This window comes from Citrobacter sp. CK195, assembly GCF_030333365.1.
Lineage (GTDB): Bacteria > Pseudomonadota > Gammaproteobacteria > Enterobacterales > Enterobacteriaceae > Citrobacter_B > Citrobacter_B koseri.
Map to the genome: position 1 here is coordinate 12,020 of NZ_JAOWGB010000017.1, position 22,242 is coordinate 34,261.

At 53.0% G+C, this 22,242-nt stretch carries 18 protein-coding genes and 1 tRNA gene; 9 read left to right on the plus strand and 10 right to left on the minus strand.

Annotated elements, in window-relative coordinates; all coding sequences use genetic code 11:
• Positions 1–74: 74 nt before the first annotated feature.
• Positions 75–872, minus strand: a complete 798-nt coding sequence (gene mtfA, locus OGX93_RS00860) for a DgsA anti-repressor MtfA (protein WP_012131863.1) — start codon at positions 870–872, stop codon at positions 75–77.
• 93 nt (positions 873–965) lie between these two features.
• Between mtfA and OGX93_RS00865 the strand changes: the two genes are divergently transcribed.
• The 6 genes from OGX93_RS00865 (at position 966) to OGX93_RS00890 (ending at position 7,219) form a co-directional block, all read left to right on the plus strand.
• Positions 966–1,055 (plus strand) — tRNA-Ser (locus OGX93_RS00865).
• 609 nt (positions 1,056–1,664) lie between these two features.
• Positions 1,665–2,273: a fimbrial protein gene (locus tag OGX93_RS00870; RefSeq protein ID WP_153257679.1), complete on the plus strand. Its 609-nt coding sequence runs from the start codon at positions 1,665–1,667 to the stop codon at positions 2,271–2,273.
• Between the two features lie 95 nt (positions 2,274–2,368).
• Positions 2,369–3,070 (plus strand): fimbrial biogenesis chaperone, encoded by a 702-nt coding sequence (locus OGX93_RS00875; protein ID WP_012131866.1) that lies wholly within the window; start codon positions 2,369–2,371, stop codon positions 3,068–3,070.
• An 11-nt stretch (positions 3,071–3,081) separates the two neighbouring features.
• The gene (locus tag OGX93_RS00880; protein WP_286449283.1) at positions 3,082–5,568 is read left to right on the plus strand and encodes a fimbria/pilus outer membrane usher protein; all 2,487 of its coding nucleotides are present in this window, start codon (positions 3,082–3,084) and stop codon (positions 5,566–5,568) included.
• Positions 5,559–6,554, plus strand: a complete 996-nt coding sequence (locus tag OGX93_RS00885; protein WP_275375009.1) for a fimbrial protein — start codon at positions 5,559–5,561, stop codon at positions 6,552–6,554. Before OGX93_RS00880 ends, OGX93_RS00885 begins: the two co-directional genes overlap by 10 nt.
• A 14-nt stretch (positions 6,555–6,568) precedes the next feature.
• Positions 6,569–7,219: a fimbrial protein gene (locus OGX93_RS00890; protein WP_104868514.1), complete on the plus strand. Its 651-nt coding sequence runs from the start codon at positions 6,569–6,571 to the stop codon at positions 7,217–7,219.
• A gap of 59 nt (positions 7,220–7,278) precedes the next feature.
• Here the strand turns inward: OGX93_RS00890 and mrkJ are convergent, their stop codons facing one another.
• From mrkJ to iucA, 8 genes are all read right to left on the minus strand, one after another.
• On the minus strand, positions 7,279–7,995 hold the full coding sequence (gene mrkJ / locus OGX93_RS00895) for a cyclic-di-GMP phosphodiesterase MrkJ (protein ID WP_286449281.1): 717 nt from the start codon (positions 7,993–7,995) through the stop codon (positions 7,279–7,281).
• Positions 7,996–8,137: 142 nt separating this feature from the next.
• A complete protein-coding gene (locus OGX93_RS00900; protein ID WP_441302677.1) occupies positions 8,138–8,722 on the minus strand; it encodes a helix-turn-helix transcriptional regulator in 585 nt (194 codons plus the stop codon).
• Positions 8,723–8,737: 15 nt separating this feature from the next.
• Positions 8,738–9,451: a flagellar brake protein gene (locus OGX93_RS00905; RefSeq protein ID WP_286449280.1), complete on the minus strand. Its 714-nt coding sequence runs from the start codon at positions 9,449–9,451 to the stop codon at positions 8,738–8,740.
• Between the two features lie 176 nt (positions 9,452–9,627).
• Positions 9,628–11,829 (minus strand): ferric aerobactin receptor IutA, encoded by a 2,202-nt coding sequence (gene iutA, locus OGX93_RS00910; protein WP_286449278.1) that lies wholly within the window; start codon positions 11,827–11,829, stop codon positions 9,628–9,630.
• Between the two features lie 25 nt (positions 11,830–11,854).
• Entirely contained in the window at positions 11,855–13,189 is a 1,335-nt protein-coding gene (gene iucD / locus OGX93_RS00915) for an NADPH-dependent L-lysine N(6)-monooxygenase (protein ID WP_012131874.1), read from the minus strand.
• A gap of 3 nt (positions 13,190–13,192) precedes the next feature.
• The gene (gene iucC / locus OGX93_RS00920; protein WP_286449277.1) at positions 13,193–14,926 is read right to left on the minus strand and encodes an NIS family aerobactin synthetase IucC; all 1,734 of its coding nucleotides are present in this window, start codon (positions 14,924–14,926) and stop codon (positions 13,193–13,195) included.
• Positions 14,926–15,873, minus strand: a complete 948-nt coding sequence (gene iucB, locus OGX93_RS00925) for a N(6)-hydroxylysine O-acetyltransferase IucB (RefSeq protein ID WP_286449276.1) — start codon at positions 15,871–15,873, stop codon at positions 14,926–14,928. The genes iucC and iucB overlap by 1 nt, the downstream gene beginning before the upstream one ends.
• Positions 15,874–17,598 carry an aerobactin synthase IucA gene (iucA, locus tag OGX93_RS00930; protein WP_286449275.1) on the minus strand — a complete coding sequence of 575 codons (1,725 nt, stop codon included), beginning with the start codon at positions 17,596–17,598 and terminating at the stop codon, positions 15,874–15,876. It abuts the gene before it with no gap.
• Between the two features lie 132 nt (positions 17,599–17,730).
• Here iucA and OGX93_RS00935 point away from each other — a divergent pair, with 132 nt between their 5' ends.
• Positions 17,731–18,942, plus strand: a complete 1,212-nt coding sequence (locus OGX93_RS00935; protein ID WP_286449274.1) for an MFS transporter — start codon at positions 17,731–17,733, stop codon at positions 18,940–18,942.
• Positions 18,943–18,957: 15 nt separating this feature from the next.
• Positions 18,958–19,854, plus strand: coding sequence for a siderophore-interacting protein (locus tag OGX93_RS00940; protein WP_071258796.1), 897 nt, complete (start codon positions 18,958–18,960; stop codon positions 19,852–19,854).
• 64 nt (positions 19,855–19,918) lie between these two features.
• Here the strand turns inward: OGX93_RS00940 and ompC are convergent, their stop codons facing one another.
• Positions 19,919–21,097, minus strand: coding sequence for a porin OmpC (ompC, locus tag OGX93_RS00945; protein ID WP_286449273.1), 1,179 nt, complete (start codon positions 21,095–21,097; stop codon positions 19,919–19,921).
• A 405-nt stretch (positions 21,098–21,502) separates the two neighbouring features.
• Here ompC and OGX93_RS00950 point away from each other — a divergent pair, with 405 nt between their 5' ends.
• Complete coding sequence (locus OGX93_RS00950) at positions 21,503–22,198, plus strand: phosphohydrolase (protein WP_286449272.1); 696 nt, start codon at positions 21,503–21,505, stop codon at positions 22,196–22,198.
• The last annotated feature ends 44 nt before the right edge of the window (positions 22,199–22,242 follow it).

Sequence of the window (22,242 nt, forward strand, 5' to 3'; positions counted from 1 at the left end):
GACCGCTCTATAACGTGTCAACAGTAAAATTCGCACGTCATTTCAATTGGTTAATTAATCTTCAAAACCGCGATTTAATGGACGTGTGATGTCGGTATATTGTCCTCTTCTGGGTTATCACGCAGTCGCAGTAAGGGGTCCTGGCGATAAAACTGACAAAAACGTTGCCACAATGCCGGGAAACGCGGGGCGAACAGTTCCGGGGCGCTGAAGAAGTATTCTGACAGAACCGCAAAGCATTCAGCAGGGTCGGTTGCTGCGTAAGCATCAATGCTGGATGCGGTTTCACCCACAAGATCAATTTCATCCTGAATATTGTTCATAGCCGCGTGGAGATCGTGCTCCCAACTGGCCACTTCGCGCAGAGGAATCAACGGGATGCCGCTAGCCCGGTCGCCATTGCGCATATCAAGTTTATGCGCCACTTCATGGATAATCAGATTGAAGCCGGACGCATCGAAGGAGTCCTGGATATCAAGCCAGTTCAGAATTATTGGGCCTTGCTGCCAGCTTTGCCCGGACTGGACAACGCGCTGGTTATGCACCAGACCAATATCATCTTCCCATTCATCATCCACAACAAAAGGCACAGGGTAGATCAGCACTTCATGGAAGCCATCGAGCCATTCGATGCCCAGCTCCAGAACCGGGAGACAAAAAAGCAGCGCAATACGCGCGCTTTTCAACGCATCCAGTTCAAATCCCTGAAGAGCGACCAACCTTTTTTGCTGTAAAAAACGCTCGGCCAGCGCAATTAATCTGGCTTGCTCTTGCGCAGTCAGGTTGACCAGAAGGGGAATTGCCAGGGCGTCATCCCACGGCAAGGCCGCATTCTGGTCTGTTTCGTGTACTTTCCAGGGCCACTTAATCATCGTTTTGCTCGCAAACTCGTCACTTGAACAAAATTGCAGGAACAGGGTCTGTTAAAATGCCAAATTACCTGGCATCATGGCAACCACCAGAACGGAGAGATGCCGGAGCGGCTGAACGGACCGGTCTCGAAAACCGGAGTAGGGGCAACTCTACCGGGGGTTCAAATCCCCCTCTCTCCGCCACTATTCAAGCACTTAGTTCACTCCCTTTCAACGACCCCCGTCACACTTGGTATAGTGTTGGTATATTCACCGGGTATGCTTCTCGCCATCATCCTCCTCCGATTTTTCCAGAACAGGACGAGTCAGCGTCGTGGAACACTTACGCTTTGCGATCGGCAACAAACCTCTGGCTTTCCGTTCTATGATCGGAGAATAACGGCTTCTCTTTGCCGGGTTCGCCGCAAATTTAACCGGTGATCTTATTTGGCAATATTGGTGAAGCACTGACAGGCAGTACAGAGAGAAATTGTAGAAGTTTTAAGATAGCAATATGCCATTGAGTGGATTTTTCTATTTTTCAGGTGAGGATTAATAGGTGTAATCCTGTTAAACGGCCTCAATCAAGATATGAAAAAATGTATATTTGACTCCGAAATAGCATTCTTTGACGCCGACAGCATCAACGAGTTTTTATCGAGTTCGTTTTTGATACCTTAAATATAGCAGCTTCCGGTCAGTCGAAGTTTCTATTAACAGTCGCACAAGTAAGAATCGCATATCGCTTCTGATTTTTGTGTGAACTCACTGTTTGCTCATTGATACTTAATTCACTCTGACAAGGAAATGGCAATGAAAAAGGTTCTTCTCTCTGCTGCAATCGCGACTGCATTTTTTGGCATGGCTGCGGCAAATGCTGCTGATACTAATGTCGGCGGCGGTCAGGTTAATTTCTTCGGTAAAGTTACCGACGTATCTTGTACTGTTTCCGTAAACGGCCAGGGCAGCGATGCTAATGTTTATCTGTCTCCGGTAACGTTAACGGAAGTTAAAGCTGCGACTGCGGATACCTATCTGAAACCAAAATCTTTCACCATCGATGTTTCTAACTGCCAGGCGACGAATGGTGATCCACAAGATGACGTGAGCAAACTGGGTGTGAACTGGACCGGCGGCAACCTGCTGGCGGGCGCTTCCGACAAACAACAGGGCTACCTGGCCAATACGGAAGCGGCTGGCGCGAAGAATATCCAACTGGTTCTGTCTACCGACAACGCCACCGCGCTGACCAAGAAAATCATCCCGGGCGACGCCGCTCAACCGAAAGCGACTGGCGACGCGACTGCCGTTCAGGATGGCGCGCGTTTCACTTACTATGTTGGTTATGCCACCAGCACGCCTGACAGCGTGACAACCGGTGTGGTCAATAGCTATGCGACTTACGAAATTACCTACCAGTAATATCGGCTGAGAGATAAAACCGCCTCGCGCCGGGGCGGTATAAAACAATAATAAAGCGGCCGCTGCTGCCGCTTATTTTTTATTCAGAGGTCAGCATGAAGCTTATTGCCCTTTTTTTCTGTTTCATTTTTAGTTTTGCGGCTAATGCTAATAACATTATTGTTAATGGCACCCGCTTTATTTATCCAGGAAATGAAAAAGAAATAACGGTGCAGCTCTCTAATACCGCAGATCGTCCGGCACTGGCACAAGCCTGGCTGGATAACGGTAATGCCGATGCGACGCCGGATACGATTACTACGCCATTTATTATTACACCACCTATTTCCCGCGTTGACGCTAAAAGCGGTCAGACTTTGCGTATTAAGCTTGGCAGCAATGCAGGGCTCGCTAAAGATAAAGAGACATTATGGTGGCTGAACCTTCTGGAAATTCCGCCGGTAGAGGCTAACCAGAAAAATGAAGGGCAGAATATTCTGCAACTGGCGATTCGTTCTCGCTTTAAGTTTATCTATCGTCCGAATGGATTAGGCAACCGTGATGCGGCGGCGGAAAAGTTGGTGCTTTCCGCCAACGGCAGCAGCCTGTCCGTCAACAATCCCACGCCTTTTTATATCACCGTAAGCCGTATCTCTCGTGACGGCGGCAAAGCGCTGAACAGCAAAACGGTGATGTTTGCCCCACAGTCCAGTCAGACCATCGCACTTTCCTCGACAGTGAACAAAGGCGAGACCCTGACTGTTAACAACATTAATGACTATGGCGCAGATGTCGCAGTGAAAGTTGCCGTTAAATAAGGGAAACGATCATGAAGCAGAGGTCAATCCGCCCGGAAAGATTAAGTACGGCAATTGCGATTGCACTGTACTGCTTTCCGCCATTTTCAAGCGGCCAGGAAAACCCAGGAACGGTTTATCAGTTTAACGATGGCTTTATTGTCGGCAGTCGCGAAAAGGTCGATCTGTCGCGCTTTTCCACGAGCGCTATCTCCGAGGGTGTTTACTCACTTGATGTGTATACCAATGGTGAGTGGAAAGGCCGCTACGACCTGAATATCACCCGTGGAAAAGACGGCAAAATGGGCGTCTGCTACACCAAAGCGATGCTGATGCAATACGGTATCTCGCCAGAAAAATTTAACCCACAGCTTAGCGCGAAAGAGGGCTATTGCGGACGACTGCAAGAGTGGCGTAACGAAGAAAATGTCAGCGACAACCTGATTCAGTCCTCTCTGAGGCTGGATATTTCCGTACCGCAAATCTACGAAGATCAGCGCTTTAAGAATTTTGTCAGCCCGGAGTTCTGGGATAAAGGCGTTGCAGCGCTGAATTTAGGCTGGATGGCTAACGCCTGGAACAGCCACACGTCATCGGCCAACGGGTCAGATAACAGCAGCGCCTATCTTGGCGTTAACGCGGGTCTTTCCTGGGACGGCTGGCTGCTCAAACACATTGGTAACCTGAACTGGCAACAGCAGCAGGGGAAGGCGCACTGGAACAGCAACCAGACCTACCTGCAACGTCCGATTCCGCAAATTAACTCGATTGTCAGCGGTGGGCAGATTTTTACCAACGGTGAGTTTTTCGACACCATCGGCCTGCGAGGGGTAAATCTGGCGACCGATGACAATATGTTCCCGGACGGTATGCGTTCCTACGCCCCGGAAATTCGCGGCGTGGCGCAAAGTAACGCGCTGGTGACGGTACGTCAGGGCAACAATATTATCTATCAGACCACCGTGCCGCCGGGACCGTTTACGTTACAGGATGTTTACCCTTCCGGCTATGGCAGCGACCTTGAGGTTTCAGTAAAAGAAGCCGATGGCTCGGTACAGGTGTTCAGCGTGCCTTATGCCTCGGTAGCGCAATTACTGCGTCCGGGGATGACCCGCTATGCGCTCTCTGCCGGTAAGGTTGATGATAGTTCGCTGCGCAATAAGCCGATGCTCTACCAGGCGACCTGGCAACAGGGCTTAAATAACCTGTTCACCGGCTATGCTGGCGTGACCGGTTTTGATGACTATCAGGCATTCCTGCTGGGAACCGGGATGAATACCGGCGTCGGCGCCTTGTCATTCGATGTCACCCATTCGCGGTTGAAGAGCGATACCCTTGACGAGCATGGTCAGAGCTACCGCGCCACCTTTAACCGCATGTTCACCGAAACGCAGACCAGTATTGTCCTGGCGGCGTATCGTTACTCCACCAAAGGCTACTACAACCTGAACGACGCGCTGTACGCCGTCGATCAGGAAAAGAACCACAACAGCAACTACACCGTGTGGCGACAGAAAAACAGCATGACCTTTACCGTAAACCAGAACCTGCCGGACGGCTGGGGCGGTTTCTACTTAAGCGGTCGGGTTTCGGATTACTGGAACCGTTCAGGCACGGAGAAGCAGTATCAGCTCAGCTATAACAATATGTTCGGTCGTCTCTCATGGTCGGTCAGCGCTCAGCGCGTCTATACGCCGGACAGCTCCGGTCATCGTCGCGACGATCGCGTTTCGCTCAACTTTAGCTACCCGCTGTGGTTCGGCGAGAATCGCACCGCGAATCTGACGTCAAATACCTCGTTCAACAACTCGCACTTCGCCAGCTCGCAGATTGGCGTCAACGGCTCGCTGGACAGTGAAAACAACCTCAACTACGGCGTATCGACCACCACCGCGACCGGAGGTCAGCACGATGTGGCGCTGAACGGCAGCTATCGTACCCCGTGGACCACGCTGAACGGCAGTTATAGTCAGGGCGCAGGGTATCGTCAGAGCGGTCTGGGCGCCAGCGGGACGCTGATTGCCCATCAGCACGGCGTGGTGTTCTCGCCGGAAAGCGGCACCACGATGGCGCTGATCGAAGCGAAAGATGCCGCAGGCGCCATGTTGCCAGGTTCGCCGGGGACCCGCATTGACAGCAACGGCTACGCCATTCTGCCGTATCTGCGGCCTTACCGGATTAACGCCGTTGAAATTGACCCGAAAGGCAGTAATGACGATATCGCTTTCGATCGTACCGTGGCGCAGGTTGTGCCGTGGGAGGGGAGCGTAGTCAAAGTTGCCTTCAATACCACGGTGCAAAACAACATCACGGTGCAGGCGCGCCAGGCGAATGGCCTGCCGTTGCCGTTCGCCGCCACGATTTTTGACCCGAGCGGAAAAGAGATCGGTGTTGTGGGGCAGGGCAGCATGATGTTTATCAGCGACGCCAGCGCGTCAAAAGCCACGGTTAAGTGGAATGGCGGGCAATGTACGGTGGATCTGAGTCAGGCAAAAACAAAGGAAACGCTATGTCGCTGAGTAAAAGACTGACGCTTTTTATTGGATTAATGGCGCTGGGGACAACATCGGCATGGGCTTTCTGCTCGCGCCTTTCACAGCCGACGGTGACATTAGACATGGCCATCGGGCGAGTGGTTGTTCCGCCGGATCTGCCGGTGGGCTCAGTGATTGTGTCCCGTGACTGGACAATGTCGGCGTCGGGTGGAGCAAGCTATAGCTGTTCAGCCGGTACTAACCGTTTTGCGGCGAAAATTGTCGTGCCCGGAGCCACCGACCTGGGGAATAAAATTTATTCGACAAACGTAGACGGCATCGGCTTGCGTTTTAGTCGCGGTGGCGCAACGGTCAATATTGTCTACCCGGATGTCTACTCCTCCTATGTCAACAGGCAGACCAGTTATTCACTGGAAGGCTCCCGTTTTACGCTGGAAGTGATTAAAACTGCGAACGTGACCGGCAGTGGCACCCTGGCGGCGGGGAAATATACCTCTTATGACTGGGAAAACGGCAGTAACCCGATCCTTGAAACTTTCCTCAGCGCCAATGCCATCACCGTCGTCTCGCCCTCCTGTACCGTGTTAAGCGGTAAGAATATGAACGTTGATATCGGTACGATTAAGCGCAGCGATCTGAATGGCGTTGGCACTACGGCGGGAGGCAAAGATTTTAATATCCAGTTGCAGTGCAGCGGCGGCGTAAGTGAATCCGGTTTCGCCAATATCCATACGACTTTTTCCGGCAACCTGGCGACAAGCACCACTGCCGCTCAGGGCGTGCTCATCAACGAAAAAAGCGGAAACGCTGCGGCGAAAGGGATTGGCGTCCAGGTACTGAAAGACGGCACCCCGCTGGAATTTAGCAAGAAATATAATATCGGCACCTTGCAGACCCAGGAAACCCGTTACATTACATTGCCTTATCGTGCACGCTTCTATCAATACGCATCGACCACAAGTACCGGTGAGGTGGAGTCGCACATGATCTTTAATCTGACGTACGATTAATTCGGGAGGTGGGTATGCGTGATTCAGCACAGTATAAAAATATCAGACGACTCACTCAGTTGACCCTGATAAGCGGAATGCTTGTCGCCTCTTCAGCGTGGGGATTTGAAACCAATTACGATCGCGGACGGGTGGACTTCGCAGGGCGAGTGACGGATATCTCCTGTAGCGTGGCGCTCAACGGGGGCAACAATGCGGGCAGCGGTAGCGTCTGGCTGGCTCCGGTAAGCCTGGCGGAAGTACATGCCCGTGGCGCGGGCGCATTTATGAAACCGCAATCCTTCACCCTGGAATTGTCGAACTGCCAGTTACGTCATGATGGTGGCGCTGCGAATAACGATGAGATCAGCACGGTAAGTGTGCGCTGGATTGATGGATTCACGGTCAATACCGTCGGCAACGAAAATGCCGGTTATCTGGCGAATACACGAGCGGATGGGGCCAGCCATATTTTTCTGGCGCTGTCGACCAACGACAATAATACGCTGGATAAAAGCAATAAAATTGTTCCGGCTGACCCGCAGCAAAACCGGGTGCCTTTGGTGGAAAAAGCGGTAAGCGGCGGTGTGTTTACTTATTACATCGGTTACGTTACGCCAGCGCCGGAGAAAGCGACCAGTGGCCCGTTGACCAGTTGGGCGACCTGGGAGTTAGTGTATAACTGATTTCTTGCGTGTGAAGGTTGATTTTGATGCCGGAGTCTTCCGGCATTTTTTTCCCTTTTTTAAACCGCAATCTCTTCTTTGACCAGTTGTTCAATACTGACTTCTTTCCAGTAATGCCCCTGAATGGCAAACCACTCCATACCCTGCAACCATTTCTTATGCGCTTCGCTTTCGACGCCTTCAATAATCACATTATGTTGGTTACGGGAAAGGAAAGTGACCAGCGCATCCATCAATGGCCGACCAGACTCTTTTTGCATTAAATGCCAGAAGAAGTTTCTGTCGATTTTGACATAGTCAAAATGATAGCCGCGAATCGCGTTAATTCCCGCGTAGCCAGCGCCAAAGTCATCGAGCCAGAGTGGGGTGCTGTGGGAATCACACCAGGCGGCGAGAGAGTTATTCAACAGTTCGTTAGAGTTTTCCGTGATTTCAAAGTGAACGCAGCCCAGTGCTTTGACTTTCGCTTTCACTTCTGGCCGTAGCAGGACGCTAAGTATATGGTCGTCAACGTTAATCGTGGCAGAAACATTGTTTTTTATAAACCACGCTTTATGTTTTTCTATTAACGCCAGTTGTTCCATAAAGATACTTTCCCGTAAGTCCGCATTGGCATAACGAAATAACTCTTCTGGAGAAACAGGGATATGGTCAAAGCGGCTCAGGCACTCAACGGCGACAAGCGCCCCGAGAGGTGAAAACATTTTTTGGAAGACATATCGAACGGATATATCGCTACGTGACAAATTATGATTGAAAAACATAAGTGCGTCCATTATATCTCGTCAGAAATCAGGTCAACGGTGGGAGGAGGTGGTATTAATATAAGTGATATTTTTGTCGGTGAAAATGATTGACAGGGGGCTGGTTAACAATTAATTATCGGTTTTTGATTGGTCATCTGCACATTTAATATGTTTAGCATCGAAACATATTGACGATTCTTTTGTTCATCACTTGCGAGTTATTCATGCCTAACTTTCTCATAATACTCGCTCTGTGAGTGTGGGCTGTTTTATAGTCAATATTGAGAAGCTCTGCTATTTGTTTATTGTTATGGTTGGCAATCATTAGCGCCAGCACCTGCTGCTCCCTGGTAGTGAGTTTTCGCCGGGTGTATAAGCGCTGATATTCGCGGGTCGTTAAAGGATGTTTCAAGATAGCCGAGAGATCGGAGCAAGACGCGTTTTCCGTCAGAATCAATACATTTTCAAGATCGAGAAGTTCACGGCATAAGCTGGCGAGGTCGCTTTTTACAATCAGAACGAGCAGCGTGCAGTGCGTGAGATACATTCGTAATCTATTGAGTAAGGCGACCGTTCTGGCCGCAGAGATATCCTTATGAATGACATTGATAATAATCGTACCCGACTGAGGGGCACGGGTTCTCCCGGCGATCTCCTGATAGCCCAGCGTGGTAATATTTATCTCATTGTCCACCATGTAATGCAGGATTGATTGCCCAATGAGATTATCATCCGTGTAAAATAATAAATTGCTCAATGTTTTCCCGGTCCGTTAAACTAAAAAAATCTTATTTTTAATTTTATTGTCAATAATTAATTTGACGATAACATTCTCTATGTAATGTTTATAATCGTCACTTTTATGCTGAAACATACAAGAGATGCGGAAATCTGCTTCTTCATACGATTTTTCATTATGGAGTTCTGTTACGCTGATGATTTTTAAGTTAGTCATTACGCTGCCATATTCACCAAAGCTCATCTCAACATTTTCTAACACATTATCTTTACGCATAAATTTAAGTTGAGATTGGGTGGATATGAAAGAACACCCGCCGTCAGAGACATCATTTAACGTATGTTTAAAAGTAACGCCATTTTTATAACGACCAGAACAACAGAATTGATAACTCTCTCTTGTCTTAAGTCGGGGGGACGAACGCCGTTGCAATATGTTTATGCTCTCAGGAATGGCAAAGCGGAAAATATTATCCGGGCTATTGTGCTCAGTATTTATCTGTGCGGTGGCAAACTCAATCCTGCCAAGTTTACTGTGGATCTGAAAACAGACATCGTCGTTTTCAGATAACGAAGGCTGAAAAGAGGGAGGGAGATCGATATAAAAAGATGAACTGTCAACTTTTCGTAAATCTGATTGCCAGCTCAGATCGTTAAAACTAAAATCCAGTTTAGACTTAACCCTGAATTCTTCTCTCAGGATAGCAATAATTTCATATCTGGATTTTTTCGAAACTCCTTCTGACATACCATCTCTCTAAAATACAATGTCCTTTCAGATTATTATCCCATGTTGCGATCGCCTGTTTATTAAAAATAAAAGGATGCGGCCTATTGTTGAATTTTCAAAAATAGTTCAATGCTATTGATTGCGTATTGACATTCGGTGAATTTGCCCGGCATGTGCCGGGCAAGGAGGGCGGTTTAGAACAGAACTGAGTAGTTCAGACCAAAGGTGCGGCCGCGTCCTTTGTAGTCATACAGGGACGCGGGGCCGTAACCTGGGCTGTAGTACAGCGGCGCGCGCTGCCCCCAGACGGTGGTGTAGTCACGGTCGAAGAGGTTCTCAACGCTGAAGCTGAGTTTACCCACCGGAAGCTGATAGCTGCCGAGCAAATCGACGGTGGTATAGCCATCAATGCTGTAGCCTTCTGCATCGCTCACATCGAAGGAGGTGGTGCTCTGTACGCGCAGGCTCCACGGGTCCGGCGCCCAGCCGATGTAGGCTGTCGCTTTCGATGGGCTTGCCACCTTCACGTCATATTTCTGCCAGCTACCGTTCACTTTCGACTCGGTTTTCAGCACGTTGAAGTTCGCACCGGTACTCCAGTCGGTATCTGGAATCAGGTAGTCCACCGCGCCTTCCACGCCGTAAATGCGGCGTTTGTCGTCCACCACGCTGATGGTCAGATCTTTATTCGCCACCACGCTCTTATCGGAAATCGAGTAGTAGGCCGCGATTTGGGTGCGCAGGTTGTCGCCGGTAAAGCGCCAGCCCAGCTCATAAGAATCGACCTTCACGCCTTCCAGCTTGCTGTCGCCGACGTTCACGCTGTTGGTCAGAGGAAGGTGACCGTTCACCGCTGCGCCATAGGTGCCGCGACCGTAGTATTTACCCGGGTCCGGCAGCTCCACGCCCTGGGAGAAGTTGAGCCATGCCTGCTGGCGTTCGGTGATGTGCATCAGCAGACCGGCGTTGAACAGGAAGTTGTCGTAATCGACCGAGCCGCCCGGAATGGCGTCGGCGGATGTCGCCTTCCCGGCGGCAATCTGCTGTTGCTGCGCGTAGCCGATGAAATCATCAATCTTGTTCTCTGTGTACTGATAGCGTACGCCGCCGCTGAGGGTAAAGATATCATTGATGTCATAGCTCGATTGCAGGAAGGCCGCCAGGTTGGTGATGTCATACGACGGATAGCGCCCGGTGGTGTAAATCTTCTGGTTGTTCAGCCCCCCGGAAGCGCTTGCCTGGGCCAGATCGAAGAACATCTGGTTGGAGGTAAAGCGCTCGTGGTCGGCATCCAGCCCGTAGGTGATTTGCCAGCCGTCCAGCGGTTTGCTGTTCAGGGTCAGTTTCATGCCGTACTGGTCGGTGTCCTGCTGTGACGAGGAGAAAGCCGTCGCCTGTTTGTTCGCATTTACGGTCGGGAACGGGTAGAACAGCAGCGACTCATCACGGTAGTAAACCTGGCCGACCAGCTCCTGACCAAAGAAATCGCTGTTGGAGTACTGTAGGCTGATCAGATGACGCTCGGTGCCGGGAATACGGTCGGAATTCAGCCCCTTACTGACGTATGGCGTGCTGGTCCCGCTAATGGCGGAGAAATATTTCCCAAGATTCAGCCCGTAATCGTCGTCGCCCTGGCTTTTATAGTACTGCGTGATCAACTGAAGCTGCTGGGTTTCATCGATGTTCAGCGTACCGGTGCCCATGATGTCCAGGCGATCGGAATACTGTAGGCCGGTCTGGGTGTTATCGAGCAGGGTGGCATCGCCGTTACCGTCAAACCAGCCGCCAAACTTCTGGTACGCCACTGAAACACGCCCGGAGATATGGTCATTGCCGCCGGAGATGGCGCTGGCAATGCGCTCATCGTGATCTTTACTGCTGTTAAAGCCGCTTTTGGTGCCAGCCTCAAACTCCATCTGGGTTTCCGGCTGGCCTTTTTTGGTCACGATGTTGATCAGACCACCGGTACTGCCGCCGCCGTACAGGGCCGTCGCGCCGGAGATCACTTCAATATGGTCGATATTGAAAGGATCGATAGAATCCAGCTGTCGGCTGTCGGTGCGTGAAGAGTTGAGACGCACGCCGTCAACCAACACGACCAGCGGGCGGCCACGCACGTTCATACCGTAGTTGGTGCGGCTCTGGCTACTGACGTCAAGGCCAGGGATCAGCTGAGCCAGCGCGTCTTTCAGCTCTTTGCCGCCCTGAATCTGCTGTTCCAGTTCGGCGTTTTCGATAACCCAGGTGGTTTGCGCCATCTCCGCTACGGTGCGATTGCTGCGGTTGGCAGACACCACGAGCGTTTCATCATCGGTTTGTTGAGCGACTGCTGGCGCCATCATGGCGAGAAGCAGTGGGTTGAGAGCCCAAAGCGTATACTTTTTGCTTATCATCATTATTCCTTCACACGGGCGGAAAAAATCAGCCCAAAGATGCTGTGTAGCGAGTTAAAGAAGCAGCCTCCGGCTGCGGTTTTTCCCGGCTGCCGCTGCGCCATTGAATCAGGGCGGGCGGCATACTGAGATCGAATAAATCACGCCCCAGCGCGCGATTAAGAATACGGGCGGAGCGCCAGGCCATCAGGCTGAGCTGTGGTTCGGCGATGCCGTGGGTTTGCATACTGGCGTTGACCGCGAAGATGTTGTTCTCTTTCGGGCCGTTCCACTCCAGGGTGAAGTCGTCGCGTACTTTGAAATTGCACTCATCGCGCATGGCGATTCGCGACATCAGCGGTGAAAGTATCTGCGGCAGCGCGGGACGGTAGCCGGTGGCGAAAATCACCACGTCGCTTTCCAGAGTGTCATAGCCGTTATCCAGATGATGCTCCAGCAGCAGTTGCCAGCTCTGGCCGCGACTTTCCAGCCCGGTGACCGAGCGGCTTGGCAGCAGACGGGCGTTACGCGGTTGCCTCAGTACCTCGAAGCGGTGATACAACTCGCGATAGATGGTCAGTAGCGAGTCGGCCGTGATGCCGTCGGAGGTCATTTTCTGCTCGTCGAGCATCTTCTGGCGCGCGCTTTCATTCAGACCGACGAAGCCTGAAACGTACTCAGGCGTGAAGTATTCGTTGGCGAACGCCGCCTCATCCAGCGCGTTAAAGTTATTGCGGCGCGAGACCCAACTGATCTCTGCAACGTCGCCCCATTCTCCGCGCAGCGCATTGAGGAACAGGTCGGCGCCGCTTTGCCCGCCGCCAACCACGGTGACTCGCTTGCCGCCGAGGTCTGGCTGGCGCAGGCTCATTTCACTGGCGTGGAAGCAGGTTTGCGTCGCCGTTTTTACGCAAGGCGGCAGGTGCGGTTGCTTGCCAATGCCAAGGCAGATATTGCGGGCAACGCTTTCGCCCTGGCTGGTCTGCACCACAAACCGCTGGCGTCTCTCGTCGAAATCAATACTCTCAACGGTATGATTGAAATGCAGATTGTTCATCCCTTCGGCGGCCCAGCGCAGGTAGTCGGAAAACTCATCGCGGGACACGGTACGCAGCTCGGTGGTCAGGAAGCGGTAGAATTTTTTGCGCTTCACCAGATAGTTAACAAAGCTGTACGGGCTTGTGGGAGCCACAGCGCTAACCAGATCTTTCAGAAACATGGTTTGCATATGGCAGTCCGGCACCAGCATGCCGGGATGCCAGGCAAAATGCGGGCGGCCGTCAAAGAAGCGGCTGCTTAATCCTTCGGCCTGATGAGACAGCGCCGCGATGCTCAGGTTGAACGGGCCGATGCCTACGCCAATAAAATCTACAGTGTTTGTCATGATTCAGTCCCTGGTTGCCAGCCACAGCGGGTTTTGCAGATCCTCAAGGTAATTCGGCAACATGCGGCTGCCGCCATCCTGGTCGGGCCAGGTCAGTTTTACCGGGTTCAGCACTACGCGAATGATTTGTGGCTTGAAGAGTGAGAAAAGCGCAAAGCGCGCTGACATTTGTGGATGTTCCTGCATGTAATCACTCAACACTGCTGCCAGCAGTTGATAAAAACGCCTCTCCGGTACGCCAAGGCGAGCCATCAGCGGCGAAACAAAGCGCAGAACCGTCACGAAGTGGCCGGTCTGCAAATCATGAATTAAGTAGTCGGCGCTCAGGCGAGCGGTGACGTCCCGCACCTCCTGAGGCAGGGAGTCCATCTCCGGGAACGCATCTTTCACCAGCCGCATATCGCCCTGGAAGTCTTTCAACAGCACGCGCTGCGGTACGCCCTCTTTCATGGCGAGCGTTATATTTTGTCCGTGGGCGATAAGCGCGACGCCGTAGCGGCAGAGCAGGTGATACAGCGGAACCACTACCACCCGGAACAGCTGCGTGAGCCAGGTTTCAGCGTCCAGCCCGGAGCGGTCGATATATGCGCCTATCAGCGGCTGATTGTTTTCATCGCACTCCATCAGTGTCGCCATCAGAATCGGACTTTCGTCCGGCTTCAGCCAGCGACACGGATTCTCACGCCAGATAACGCCGAGCATCTCCTGGTAGCGGTAGGGGGCCTGGGCAAGCGCGGCATAGCCTTCATGGGACACATAGCCCGCCGCTGGTTCACCGAGGATCACCGCGCCGCTTTGCTTAAGCGTGGCGTCGGTCGCAAAAACCTGTTGCAGCCAGCGTGAGGCCAGCGGCCCGGCGGCGATGTATTTGCCCGGAATCCCCCGGTAGCAGGAGGTGTTGTAGATGGTCAGCGGCAGCTTGATATCCAGCCCGCCCTGGCGACTGGCGTTGGTCAGGGTGCGCAGCGACTGCTGGGCGAGCCACAAGTCGCCAAACTCGCCGAGCGAAACCATCCTGCCTTCGGCAAGATCGGCGATGAAGTCGAGGGCGATTTTTTGCTGCCACTGCCACGGATGTACCGGCAGTGGCAGCCAGTCGTTATCCAGCCCGTTTTCCTGCCAGACCTGATTGAAGCGGGCAAACTCCTGCGGGTCCATCGCGGCCGTCAACAACTGCTGAATATCCAGCTCGCTGTCGCAGCGCCAGACCATATGCTCACGTTTTACCGCCAGCCAGTGCAGTCTGAAGGTGTTGGCGTACTCTGGCGCATATCGCTCCAGCGCCTCTTTGCCCCAGCCCCGACGGCCTTTATTAAAAGCGAATTTAGGATGGCCGCTTAGCAGGCATTGCAGGCGGTCGGCATCAAGATCAATCAGGTCACTGGCGCTCAGCCCGCGCCGTGCCTTCAGCAGTTGCAGGTCACCCAGCAGCGTGGCATACAAATCCTGCATATGCTCAGCAACGGTGGCATCGCTCATCGACAGCACCGGCTTTAGCTGCATCAGTAGCGTTTGCACCAGAACGGGCTCGTCCGCGCAGCGCAGCGTTTGAGCATCAATCCACAGCCAGCCCCAGATGCCGCGTTCAGCGCTGAAGCGCCATTGCGCGCCCGGCAGGTTAATGCAGTAGCGGCCATCGCCCTGAGATTCCGCGTGGAAAACCTGCTCATACTCCAGCTCGGCCAGCATTTTTGCCACCAGCTGGCGGTTAACAAAATCCCAATCCTTGTGATTCATTACAGACCGACCTCCGTGAAGAAGTGATGGCGATCCGCCATCACCATGCGCGAGCGCTTGTGTGGGAAGTCGAACTCTTTAATTGTCCGGTATCCCGCAGGCTCAAGGTGGCGGAACAGGCGCTGGTTATCGGCGCGTGGCTCAAGTACGGTGCGCTGCGTGCGGGACTCATCCAGCAGCAGGTAATGCGTCAGCCCGCGCAGCCAGCTTTGCACGTAGTGGGCTCCGCGCCATTGCTGTTCACCAACCAGCAGATGCAGGCCACGGTCAAAGGGTTGCCATGAATAGTGGCGGCCAATGCGGTCTTCCGCCGCCCAGTAGATTTCGAAATAGCTAAACGGCCGATCGTCGAAGCAGCCGATCAGCGGGAACGCATGTTTACCGGTGAGCTGGCGCTCCAGATAGGCGGTCTGTACCTCCAGCGAGCCGCTTTGCTCCCAGAAATACTCAACGCGTGGATCGTTCATCCAGCGGGTGAAACGTTCTGCATCAAGAACGGGATCGGCAACGCGGAAACTCAGCGTCTTGCGAACGCGTGGATCGTAACGGCGATAAACCTCGCCCTGCGGACGGGGCGGGCGCAGCGGGAAATAAATCTCACGCTCTGCATCAAAAACCATTTCGCCGGAGGCCCGGTTTGCCGGAGAACTCAGCCATAGCGGTAACTGCCAGAAGGCGGCGCGATGGATGATGTCGCTTTTTACCTGCCCGAAAAGCGTCAGCGCCTGTGGCTCCTCGCGCCATTCGGCCCAGGGGAGAACCACCGCTGAAAGTTGCGGTGCGGCGATAAATATCTGATCCAGCGCGTCGCGCAGCCACCCTGTCGGCAGCGGCCCCGGCCAGCGCAGCACCGCGCTATTGTCCAGCCCCCAGCTAAGATTCAGAGGCTTGTCGAGTTTTTCACAGCGCAGTCCATATCCGCTGTGAACGATGTTTGCCTTAGACATTTAGCCCTCCTGAGCCAGCAGCGGGTTGGCGAAATCGAAGTAGATCACCGAGGGATCGACGATGGTGTTCTCGTTGTGGTCGTTCAGATAACAGAAAAAGTTACCTTTTACGTTCCAGTACGGACTTTCCAGCACGTAGTTGAGACAGGTTTTATGAGTCACCTGATCACGCACTTCAGCCAGCAACGTTCGTACGCGAGCCATCAGATTCGCTTCTCTGTCCAGCCCGGCGGCGCCCAGCGCGGCGGTCACGGCAAAAGTGGAGTTAACCAGCAGGTAGTAAGGGAAGTAGCGCAGCAACTGCTCACGGGTGAAGACGTTTTCCGCCTGCGCCTCGCCAATGGTGTCGAGCCAGCCTGCCGCGTGAGGCATAAACGCGCTGCCCTGGCAGTCACGGTAGATAAGCCCGACCGGCAGATCCCCAAGCATCTGAACCAAAATATTTTGCTGATGCGCCAGCAGCACCAGGCCGTAATCCGCTTCAGCCGTAAACAGCGGCTTCAGCACCTGCTGACAGTAAGCATCGACCCATGCATGGGCGGCCTGTTGCGCAGTGATGCCGAGGCGATCGCTCAGGCGTTTTACCGCCGCAACCAGCAGCGAATCACCGCCATCCGGCGCGGCCTGGGTCAGGGAGACCAGTACGTTAGTCTGGCTTTGCGGCTGATCCACCAGCAGGTTTTCACGCAGGGCAAACAGGCTTTCCTGCATGATGTTGCCGTGGAGATCGCGCAGCCCGGCCCAGCCGTCTTCCTGCATCACCCGGAAAGTCGGGAAGCGAGCCTGTAGCGTCTGCCAGTCGTCGGTTTGCGCCAGGCGCGCCAGGCGCATTCCACGCTTCACTTCTTTCACTGACAGGGTACGGACGGAGTTGGTCAGGCGCACGCTCAGGGAGAATTTGATCATGTCGCGGCTGGTGGCGCAGTAGAGCGAGCGGGAAGAGGTGGTCGGTAGCCACGGCGCGCCGGCTTCGCCTAAATCTTTAATCAGCCCTTTAGCGACAAGCTCCTGGCACCACTCCTGCTGCAACAGATACTCCCCCTGCCACGGGTGCAGCGGGAATAGCCATTTATTGTCGCTTAATTCGTTGAGTAACTGCGGCGCATTCTCTGCGGCAAATCGCGTCAACCGCTGTTGCAGGTTGAGATGCAGGCTTTCACCGGCGATCTGCGTTTTGTCCACCGCAAACCACCGCAGCGGGAAGTGGGGCGCGAAGTCCGGCAGGTAGCGTTCGGCCTCCTGCTGGTTAAACGGTTCATGAGACTTAGGCGCCGGGTGGAAGGCGTGCCCGACCAGCAGGGCCTGCTCCGCCTCGCCAAAGTTCAACGCTTTTTCACGCAGGGCTGCCCAGTCATGGCGGGCATCAATCGCCTGCTGCGTATGGGCGTGGCTTTCCATCACGCGCTGGTGGAAGGTTTCGCAACTGGTCGCGGGCAGCAAGAGTTGGTGCTGGAGCTTATCAACAATAAGCCGGGAGAGGGTGGCGAAATCGACGGGGTGACTGCCGGATGCCGTGACCAGACGCGCCGGAAATTCAAAGCGGTGATGCTGGGTTGGGGAAAAATAAGCCACTCTGAAATGGAGCGCCTGCTGTTCGCCCAGCGGGATGATCAATTCGGTTGGCTGGTATTCCGTCAGCCGCCAGTCTTTGGTTTCACGAACCAGGGAATTCAGGAAGCACTGCGCAGCCACATCCAGGGCTGACGTTTTAGTTGGCAAAGTCATAATCAAACAGATCCCACTCGTTATGATAATGCGAATTTTGCCGATAAGGTTTCTCATTATCAATAACAATTGTTAGAATCGGTAAAATTAATTTTACAAATAAACACAATTAATACATGGAATTGCAACATCGTGACGTCTCTTGAGAGCGCGGAAACGCCGCAAAAACCATTGTCCTGCTGGCCGCTTGCGTTCAGTGCGGGGTTACTCGGTGTCGGGCAAAACGGCCTGCTGGTCGCGATCCCTGTACTGGTGATTCAGACAAACCTGAGCCTGTCGATTTGGGCGGCTTTGCTGATGCTTGGCTCAATGCTGTTCCTGCCGTCTTCCCCGTGGTGGGGAAAGCAAATTGCTCGTGTGGGCAGTAAGCCTGTGGTGCTGTGGGCACTGGGGGGATACGGCGCAAGCTTTACTCTGCTTGGGCTGGGAAGCATGCTGATGGCGACCGGCGCCGTAACAACTGCGGTGGGGCTGGGAATATTAATCATCGCGCGGATCGCCTACGGGCTTACCGTGTCGGCGATGGTGCCAGCCTGTCAGGTCTGGGCATTGCAGAGAGCGGGGGAAGGGAATCGCATGGTCGCTCTGGCAACCATTAGCTCCGGCTTGAGCTGCGGCAGACTATTCGGGCCGTTGTGCGCGGCGGCGATGCTGGCAATTCACCCTCTGGCGCCGATGGGGCTGCTGATGGCAGCGCCATTGCTGGCGCTGGTGATGCTGCTGCGGTTGCCTGGCACGCCACCGCAGCCCGCAGCGGAGCGCAAGAGCGCCAGCCTGAGGCTGGATTGCCTGTCTTATCTGCTTTGCGCGCTGTTATTAGCCGCGGCGGTGAGCATGATGCAGCTTGGGCTTTCACCCGCCCTTACTCGCCAGTTCGCTACGGATACCGCCGCCATTAGCCACCAGGTGGCGTGGCTGTTAGGGCTGGCCGCAGTTGCTGCGCTTATCGCACAGTTCGGGGTGCTCCGCCCGCAGCACCTGACGCCGATGGCGCTGCTTTTGAGTGCCGGAGCGCTGATGATTTGTGGCCTGGCGATAATGCTCGCTGAACAGCTATGGTTGTTTTACCTCGGCTGTGCGGTGCTGTCGTTTGGGGCTGCTCTGGCAACACCCGCTTATCAGCTTTTACTGAATGATAAGCTGACAGACGGCGCGGGCGCGGGCTGGATCGCGACCAGCCACACGCTTGGCTATGGGTTTTGCGCATTGCTGGTGCCGCTGGTGTCGAAAACCGGCGCCGCAGCGGCGCTGATTGTGGCGGCTTTTTTCGTCGCTGTATTATTTACCGTGGTGTCTGGCTTTATCTGGCACAGCCGCTACCGTTCACGTCATTCCGCGATTTAAGCGTAAGGAAAAGTTATGGCTGGAGTTCAGGGCTACCGCCTGTTCAACGTTCAACTGGCGCGTAAGACGGAGGTTTCCCCTTCGCTGCTGAGCCTGGTTTTCAGCGGGCAGGAGGTGGCGCAGATGAAATGCGACTCGCCGGATCAGCGTATTAAGATGTTGTTTCCGTCTGAAGACGGGACGCCGCCGTCGTTGCCTGCCGAAGGGCACTGGTATCAGCTTGTACTGGGGATGCCAAAAGAGAAGCGCCCGGTTATCCGCACCTATACGCTGCGACATGTCGATCCTGCTCGCCAGGAGGTCACCGTGGAATTTATCAATCATGGTACAGAAGGACCGGCTTCGGCATGGGCGATTAACGCCAGACCCGGCGACGCCATTCAGATGGTGGCGCCTGACGCGGCGTATGCTGAAGACAGCGGCGGCTATGAATGGACGCCTCCCCAGGGACTGCGGAATGCGTTAATCATTGCCGATGAGACGGCGCTCCCCGCCGCGCGCGGCATCCTTGAGATGCTGGCGAGACAGACTAATCCGCCACAGGTTCAGGCGTTCTTTGAAGTTCCTGAACAGGGCGACTGCGCGAATTTAAGCGAGTTTAAGTTCGCCGACATTTTTTGGTTGCCGCGTAACCCCGCAGCGGCGAAGCACGGTGAATGCCTGATTCAGGCCGTGAAAACGCATGCCAGAGTACCCGAAAGTCGCCATCCCGATACGGTGGATACGGTGAAAGAAGAAGCCGAAGGGGAGCTTCTCTGGGATAAGGCCACGACCAGCAGCACGGCGTTTTATGGATGGGTGGCCGCAGAGTCCACCGTCGTCAAACTGCTGCGCCGCCATTTAATTGGCGAGCGTGGCGTTGAGCACAAAGCGATTAACTTTATGGCATATTGGTCTAAAGGGCGCGCGTGATAATAAAAAGCCCGCATCATGAAATTATTCCATTATGCGGGCTTAGTGCAGTATCTAATGAATATTAGAACTGGTAAACCAGACCGACGGCTACGATATCATCGGTTGCGATACCGTTGTCTGCGTAGAAGCTATCGTCTTCATCCAGCAGGTTGATTTTATAATCAACATAGGTGGACATATTTTTGTTGAAGTAATAGGTCATACCCACATCAACATATTTCACCAGATCTTTATCGGTGTAACGCCAGTTGCCACGGCTATCGGTATCCTGACCACCTAAATCTTTGCCTTTAGATTGCAGGTAGGCAATAGATGGGCGCAGACCGAAGTCAAACTGATACTGTGCAACAACTTCAAAGTTCTGCGTTTTGTTGGCTATACCGCCTCCTGTATTATCACCTGCACCATAATAAGTCATATTACGGGTTTCAGCGTACATGGCGGCGAGGTAAACATTGTAGGCGTCGTATTTTGCACCAACGGTCCAGGCTTCGGCGGTTTCACCACCCGCCATTTTATTGCCATGAGCACTGTCACCCAGACCATGACCTACCTGAGCATCGGTACGATCGGAATTGGCATATGCCGCACCCAGGCTTAAACCGAAGTCGAAGTCGTAGGAGGTGGACATACCGAAGCCGTCGCCGTTTTCTTTGGCCAGCTTGCGACCTGCGCTATTGCCGGAACCTTCCTGACCAAAACCGGTGCCTTCATTATTACCCTGATACTGGAGCGCAAAGTTCAGACCATCAACCAGACCAAAGAAGCCGTTATTACGGTAGGTTGCTACGCCGTTAGTACGGCCTAACATATAAACGTCGGTCTGAGTGTAAGTATCGCCGCCGAATTCTGGCAGCATATCGGTCCAGGCTTCTACGTCGTAAACCACGCCGTAGTTACGACCGTAATCGAAAGTACCGTTTTGACCAAAACCTAAACCGGCGAAGCCGAGACGAGTCCAGGAGTCACCTTTATCACCTTCAGTACCGTTGGCCTGAATGTTGTATTCCCACTGACCGTAACCGGTTAACTGCTCGGCAATTTGCGTTTCGCCTTTAAAACCCAGACGGGCATAGGACATGTCGCCGTCGCTGCCTGCATCGTCAGAGAAATAACGCAGGCCATCAACTTTACCGTACAGGTCCAGTTTATTGCCGTCTTTATTATACACTTCAGCCGCATTTGCAGCGCCTGCAATTAATAAAGCAGGGACAAGCATCGCCAGAACTTTTCTTTTCATTATGTATTCCCTATAATAATTGATATGAATAAGTGATCGAATCCTGAAGATCACTGTTGAATACTATTCCAGGAAGTTCATTCTTTTTTAAATATTACATGTAACAAATGTATTTAAAATATTTCTAATTATTTCCTTGGGTGTGATTATAAATAATTTAATATGTATTTATTGCTTTATATTTAACTGTATTATGTTTTTCTTTTAATAAATTATGATTTGCGTTTTTGGAATTTATTTTGTGAATGTTTTATCGTAATTAACGCTATTTTAACGTCGTTCTGATTTTCTTTTTATTCCATTTATTGCTTTCGTCAACCTGTCTGATACCTCCTTCCGTAATCATTGAGCGTGAAGACAAGGCGGAATATTGCTAATGTTGCTTTCTGATTCAGAGGAGGCAGCGTGGATTTACACTACTGGCAATCGCAGTTCGAAGCGTGGTTGGGCAAAAATCACCACGAGCAGGATAGCGCCCATGACATTTTTCATTTTCGTCGCGTCTGGGGAACGGCACAAAAGCTGTCGACGGACGAGGATGTTGACTGGCTTGTTGTGCTGACCGCGTGTTATTTCCACGATATCGTCAGCCTGCCGAAAAATCATCCCGATCGCCATCGTTCATCCGTGCTGGCCGCTGACGCGGCTCGTTGCATATTAATGAACGATTTCCCTGCGTATCCTGAAGAGAAATTAGCGGCAGTCAGTCATGCGATCGAGGCGCACAGTTTTAGCGCCCACATTGCGCCAATGACCAGCGAGGCGAAGATTGTGCAGGATGCCGGCCGGCTTGAAGCACTGGGCGCAATCGGTCTGGCGCGCGTGTTTGCCGTTTCCGGCGGGCTGGGCGTTTCGCTATTTGATGCTGAAGATCCCTTCGCGCAACGTCGCCCGCTTAACGATAAGCAATTCGCCCTCGACCATTTTCAGACAAAACTTCTGACCTTGCCGCAAACCATGCAAACCGCGCGGGGAAAGCTGCTGGCAGAGCATAACGCCGACTTCCTGGTGACCTGGATGGCGAAGCTAAGCGCGGAGCTAAGAGGGGAGTACGACACGTTGGATCAGACGGTAATTCAGGCTTTTAGCCGCGATAAGTAGCAACCATACCCAAAACGTAAACGCGTTCATTTTGTGTTAACCTG